Genomic DNA, 5,719 nt, shown 5'->3' with positions numbered 1-5,719 from the left:
GGGGGCCGGTCGTCGGCCGGGGTGACGTCGCCGTCACCGAACGGGGTGCCGTGCCCGCGTCACCTGTCGAACTCACTGCCTACCTCCCGGCTCCTCGGCGGACCCGTCGGTCATGTCGTCTCCTGACGACGGTACGGCATCCTGACCGGTGATGTCGGCACCGGCACTCCCTGAGACGCCGGTTGGGGTGCCGTCGGTTGGTATCTGGGCCTCCTCCGCGGCCGGGTCGGTCCCCTCGGCCGCGTGGGTCCCGCCCGAACGGTCGACTCCCACCTCGGTCTCGTGGGCCTCGTCAGCCTCGTCCGCGTCCTCCGTCTCCTCGCTGGCCCGCTCGGGGTTCTTCGCGACGGCGACGACGGCGTCGTCCGGGCCGGGGTTGGCGAACTTCATCCCCTGGGTGTTGCGCCCGCGGCGGGTCACCGAGTCGACCTTCATCCGGACGACGTTGCCCTTGCCCATGACGACGAGCACCTCGTCGTCCTCGCCGACCGTCAGCGCGCCCGCGAGGTCGCCGTTGCGCTCGGTGATCTTCGCGACGGCGACGCCGTAGATGCCGCGACCCTTGGCGTTCCAGTCCGAGGCCGGCGAGCGCTTGGCCATGCCGTTCTCGAAGACGACGAAGACGTCGGGGTCCTCCCCCGCCGGGATGATCGACATGGCGAGAAGGGAGTCTCCGTCGCGGAACCGCATACCGGTCACACCCGACGTGGCCCGGCCCATCGGCCGCAGCTGGGCGTCGTCGGCGTGGAACCGCACCGACTGCGCCTTCCGCGACACGAGGAGGACGTCGTCCTCGGCCCGGCACAGCGCGGCCCCGATGAGCTCGTCGCCCTCGCGGAGGTTGACGGCGATGAGGCCGCCGGAGCGCGGCGAGTCGTACTCGGCGAGGCGGGTCTTCTTGACCAGGCCCGACCGGGTGGCGAGCAGGAGGTACGGCGCGACGTCGTACGACCGGAGGTCGAGGATCTGCGCGATCTGCTCACCTGGCTGGAATGCCATGAGGTTGGCGACGTGCTGCCCCTTCGCGTCGCGGACCGCGTCGGGCAGCTCGTAGGCCTTGGCCCGGTAGACCCGCCCGAGGTTGGTGAAGAAGAGCAGCCAGTTGTGCGAGCTCGTCGTGAAGAAGTGCTCGACGAGGTCGTCTCCGCGCAGCTGGGCGCCGCGCACGCCGCGCCCGCCCCGGCCCTGGGCCCGGTAGGCGTCGACCCGGGTGCGCTTGGCATACCCGCCCCTGGTGATCGTGACGACGACGTCCTCCTCGGGGATGAGGTCCTCGACGGACATGTCGCCGCTGAAGAACTCGATCCGTGTGCGGCGCTCGTCGCCGTACTTCTCGACGATCCCGGCGAGCTCCTCGGACACGATGGCGCGCTGCCGCGCGGGCGTCGCAAGGATGTCCTGGTAGTCGATGATCTGCGCCTCGAGCTCGTCGTGCTCGTCGATGATCTTCTGGCGCTCGAGGGCCGCGAGGCGACGCAGCTGCATGTCGAGGATGGCCCGGGCCTGCACCTCGTCGATGTCGAGGAGGGCGATGAGGCCGTCACGGGCCTCCTCGACGGTCGGCGAGCGACGGATGAGGGCGATGACCTCGTCGAGCGCGTCGAGGGCCTTCAGGAGCGCGCGCAGGATGTGGATCTGGGCCTCGGCCTTCTGGAGGCGGAAGGCGGTGCGCCGCTGGATGACCTCGATCTGATGGTCGACCCAGAGCCGGATGAAGGCGTCGATGGGCAGCGTCCGCGGCACCCCGTCGACGAGGGCGAGCATGTTCGCCCCGAACGTCGTCTGCAGCTGGGTGTGCTTGTAGAGGTTGTTGAGGACGACCTTCGCGACGGCGTCGCGCTTGAGGACGATGACGAGGCGCTGGCCGGTGCGCCCCGACGTCTCGTCGCGGATGTCGGCGATCCCGGCGAGGCGGCCGTCCTTGACGAGCTCGGCGATCTTCTGGGCGAGCGAGTCGGGGTTGACCTGGTAGGGCAGCTCGGTGACGACGAGGCAGGTGCGGCCCTGGATCTCCTCGACCTCGACGACCGCCCGCATGATGATCGAGCCCCGCCCGGTGCGGTAGGCGTCCTCGATGCCCGATCGGCCCATGATGAGCCCGGCCGTCGGGAAGTCGGGGCCCTTGATGCGCTCCATGACGGCCTGGAGGATCGACTCGCGGTCCGCCTCGGGGTTCGCGAGGACCCACTGGGCGGCGTCGGCGACCTCCCGCAGGTTGTGCGGCGGGATCTGGGTCGCCATCCCGACGGCGATGCCCGAGGAGCCGTTGACGAGCAGGTTGGGGAACCGCGCCGGGAGGACGTCGGGCTGCATCGTCTTGCCGTCGTAGTTCGGCACGAAGTCGACGGCGTCCTCGTGGATGTCGCGGACCATCTCCATGGCCAGCGGCGCCATCCGGCATTCGGTGTACCGCGGCGCGGCGGCCGGGTCGTCGCCCGGACTGCCGAAGTTGCCCTGCCCCTGGACGAGCGGGTAGCGCATCGACCAGTCCTGGACGAGCCGGACGAGCGCGTCGTAGATGGCGGTGTCCCCGTGCGGGTGGTACTGGCCCATGACGTCGCCGACGACCCGGCTGCACTTGTTGAACCCCCGGTCGGGCCGGTAGCCGCCGTCGTACATCGCGTAGACGATCCGGCGGTGCACCGGCTTCAGCCCGTCGCGCACGTCGGGGAGGGCGCGGCTCACGATGACGCTCATGGCGTACTCGATGTAGCTGCGCTGCATCTCCGTGTTCAGGTCGACAGGCTCGACCTGGTCGGTGGTCGGTGGTACTTCAGTCATCAGTTCCCTTGCTGCTCAAGGCTTTCCAACAATGGTCTGGGTGAGCGGGTATGCCGTGAGCTCAGATGTCGAGGAAGCGGACGTCACGCGCGTTGCGCTGGATGAAGTTGCGGCGGCTCTCGACGTCCTCGCCCATGAGGACCGAGAAGATCTGGTCCGCGGCCGCGGCGTCCTCGAGCGTCACCTGGAGGAGGACCCGGTTCGCCGGGTCCATCGTCGTCTCCCACAGCTCGTGGTAGTCCATCTCGCCGAGACCCTTGTACCGCTGGATGCCGTTCTCCTTCGGCAGCCGCCAGCCCCTGGCCTGCCCCTCGGCGACGAGGCCGTCGCGCTCCCGGTCGCTGAACGCGAACTCGTGGGCGGCATTGCTCCACTTGATGCGGTAGAGCGGCGGCTGGGCGAGGTAGACGTAGCCGGCCTCGATGAGCGGCTTCATGAACCGGAACAGCAGCGTGAGCAGGAGCGTCCGGATGTGCATGCCGTCGACGTCGGCGTCCGCCATGAGGACGATCTTGTGGTAGCGGGCGCGAGCCAGGTCGAAGTCCTCGCCGATGCCCGTGCCGAAGGCCGAGATGAGCGCCTGGACCTCGTTGTTCGCGAGGGCCTTGTCGAGGCGGGCCCGCTCGACGTTGAGGATCTTGCCGCGGATCGGCAGGATCGCCTGGGTATGCGGGTTGCGGCCCCGGACGGCCGAGCCGCCGGCCGAGTCGCCCTCGACGATGAACACCTCGGAGATCGTCGGGTCCTTCGTCTGGCAGTCGCGCAGCTTGCCGGGAAGCCCCCCGGACTCCAGCAGCCCCTTGCGGCGGGTCGCCTCCCGCGCCTTGCGGGCCGCGAGCCGCGCCGCCGAGGCCTGGATGGCCTTGCGGACGACCTCCTTGCCCTCCCCCGGGTGCGCCTCGAGCCAGTGCCCGAACTCGTCGGTCATCGCCCGCTGGACGAAGCCCTTGACCTCGGAGTTGCCGAGCTTGGTCTTGGTCTGCCCCTCGAACTGCGGCTCGGCGAGCTTGACGGAGATGACGGCCGTGAGGCCCTCGCGGACGTCGTCCCCGGTGAGGTTGTCGTCCTTGTCCTTCAGGAGGTTGTTCTTCCGGGCGAAGTCGTTGACGAGCTTGGTCAGCGCCGCGCGGAAGCCCTCCTCGTGGGTGCCGCCCTCGTGGGTGTTGATCGTGTTGGCATACGTGTGGACCGACTCGCTGTAGGCGGTCGTCCACTGCATGGCGATCTCGACCGACAGCGACCGGTCGGCGTTCTCCGAGGTGATGTCGATGACCTCGGCGTTGACCGGCTCGGCGCGCTTGGTGCCGACGAGGTAGGTGACGTAGTCGACGAGGCCCCCGTCGTACCGGTAGGTCACCTTGCGCGCCTTCGTCGTCCGCGGAGCCTCGGTCGTGGCCGGCGCCTCGGAGTCCTCGACGTCCTCGATGTCGTCGGCGACGTTGTCGAGGTCGATCTCCTGGTCGGCGGTGGCCTCCGCGTCGGGGATCCGCTCGTCGACGAGGGTGATCGTCAGGCCCTTGTTGAGGAAGGCCATCTGCTGGAAGCGGGCCCGGAGCGTCTCGAAGTCGTAGTCCGTCGTGTCGAAGATCTCCGGGCTCGCCCAGTAGGTGATCGTCGTGCCCGTCTCCTGCGTCTCCTCCATCTGCTCCAGGGGACCGATCGGGTCTCCGTTCTCGAAGGACATCCGGAACGCGTGGCCCTTCTGCCGCACGCAGACGTCGAGGCGCGTGGAGAGGGCGTTGACGACGGAGGAGCCGACACCGTGCAGGCCGCCGGACACCTTGTAGCCCCCACCACCGAACTTGCCGCCCGCGTGGAGCTGGGTGAGGACGAGCTCCACGGCGCTCACGCCCTCGCCCGCGTGGATGTCGGTGGGGATGCCGCGGCCGTCGTCCTTGACCCGGACGCCGCCGTCCGCCCGGAGCGTCACGTCGATGTGCGTGGCATACCCGGCGAGGGCCTCGTCGACGCTGTTGTCGACGATCTCGTAGACGAGGTGGTGCAGCCCGCGCTCGCCCGTCGAGCCGATGTACATGCCGGGCCGCTTGCGGACGGCCTCCAGACCCTCGAGGACGGTGATCGCCGACGCGTCGTAGGCGACGCCGTTCACCTGCTCCCCGTCGTGTGGGTCGTCGGCGCCCTCGGGCGTGGGCGTGCTCGTGGCCACGGTGCTCCTTCGCGTGCGTGCGGGTGAGCCGGTCGGAGCACACGTGACGCCTGGACGCGGGTGGCGCCCTGTCACGTGAGACGGCCGGACGTGCCCCTCGGGACGGCGTACGGCCGGTTGAGGCCCGAGGACGTGCTGGTCCGTCCATCTTACCGGTCCGTAGGGACAGGACATGCCCGTGGTGGCCCGGCAGCGGCGATTTCGCGGGGAACGGGACGTGGTCCTGACTCCTCACCCACGCCCAGGGGCTCCAACGCCTTCCCGAGCCGTTTTCCCGATGCCCGCGGGAGCCTGGTCGCCGTCAGCCGTAGGTGTCGCGTGGACCTCGGCCGTCGCTGACGACGCGGGGGCCGTGGGTCCAGGAGCGGGCGCTCGGGCCGACGATCCGCAGCTCGGTGACGACGCCCTCACCGGCCTCCGCGGCGAGCCGGGCGAGCAGGCTCGAGGCGAGCAGCCGCAGCTGGGTGGCCCAGGCCGTCGACTCGGCGCGGACGACGAGGACGCCGAGCTCGAAGCTCACCGGCGCGCAGTGCTGGGCGATCTGCGGGCCGACGATCGCCGACCAGCGGCCGATGACCGACCCGGCCGCGACGTCCACCTCCCAGCCGCGCTCGGCGATGAACGTCTCGACCTCCTCGCCGAGCAGGTGCGGGTCCCGACCGTCCCGAGGGTCGCGGCCGCCCACCGGGTGCCGCGCGTCGGCGGGCACGTCCTGCCTGCGCCGGCTGGGCCGGGACCCGGGCCGCAGACCCTTGGAGCGGGCCACCGCGC

3 protein-coding genes are annotated in these 5,719 nt (G+C 70.3%); all 3 read right to left on the bottom strand.

Annotated elements, in window-relative coordinates; all coding sequences use genetic code 11:
• Positions 1-72 precede the first annotated feature (72 nt).
• The gene (gene gyrA, locus BN12_RS17330; RefSeq protein WP_048554420.1) at positions 73-2,781 is read right to left on the bottom strand and encodes a DNA gyrase subunit A; all 2,709 of its coding nucleotides are present in this window, start codon (positions 2,779-2,781) and stop codon (positions 73-75) included.
• Positions 2,782-2,842: 61 nt separating this feature from the next.
• The gene (gene gyrB, locus BN12_RS17325; protein ID WP_048554418.1) at positions 2,843-4,948 is read right to left on the bottom strand and encodes a DNA topoisomerase (ATP-hydrolyzing) subunit B; all 2,106 of its coding nucleotides are present in this window, start codon (positions 4,946-4,948) and stop codon (positions 2,843-2,845) included.
• Between the two features lie 301 nt (positions 4,949-5,249).
• Positions 5,250-5,719 (bottom strand): DciA family protein (locus BN12_RS17320; RefSeq protein ID WP_083454733.1); only part of this gene is annotated, 470 nt, incomplete at its 5' end.

The organism is Nostocoides japonicum T1-X7, assembly GCF_001046855.1.
In the GTDB taxonomy this organism is placed as follows: domain Bacteria; phylum Actinomycetota; class Actinomycetes; order Actinomycetales; family Dermatophilaceae; genus Nostocoides; species Nostocoides japonicum.
Note: the sequence above shows the minus strand (reverse complement) of the source record. Positions and strands in the feature narration are given on the sequence as shown.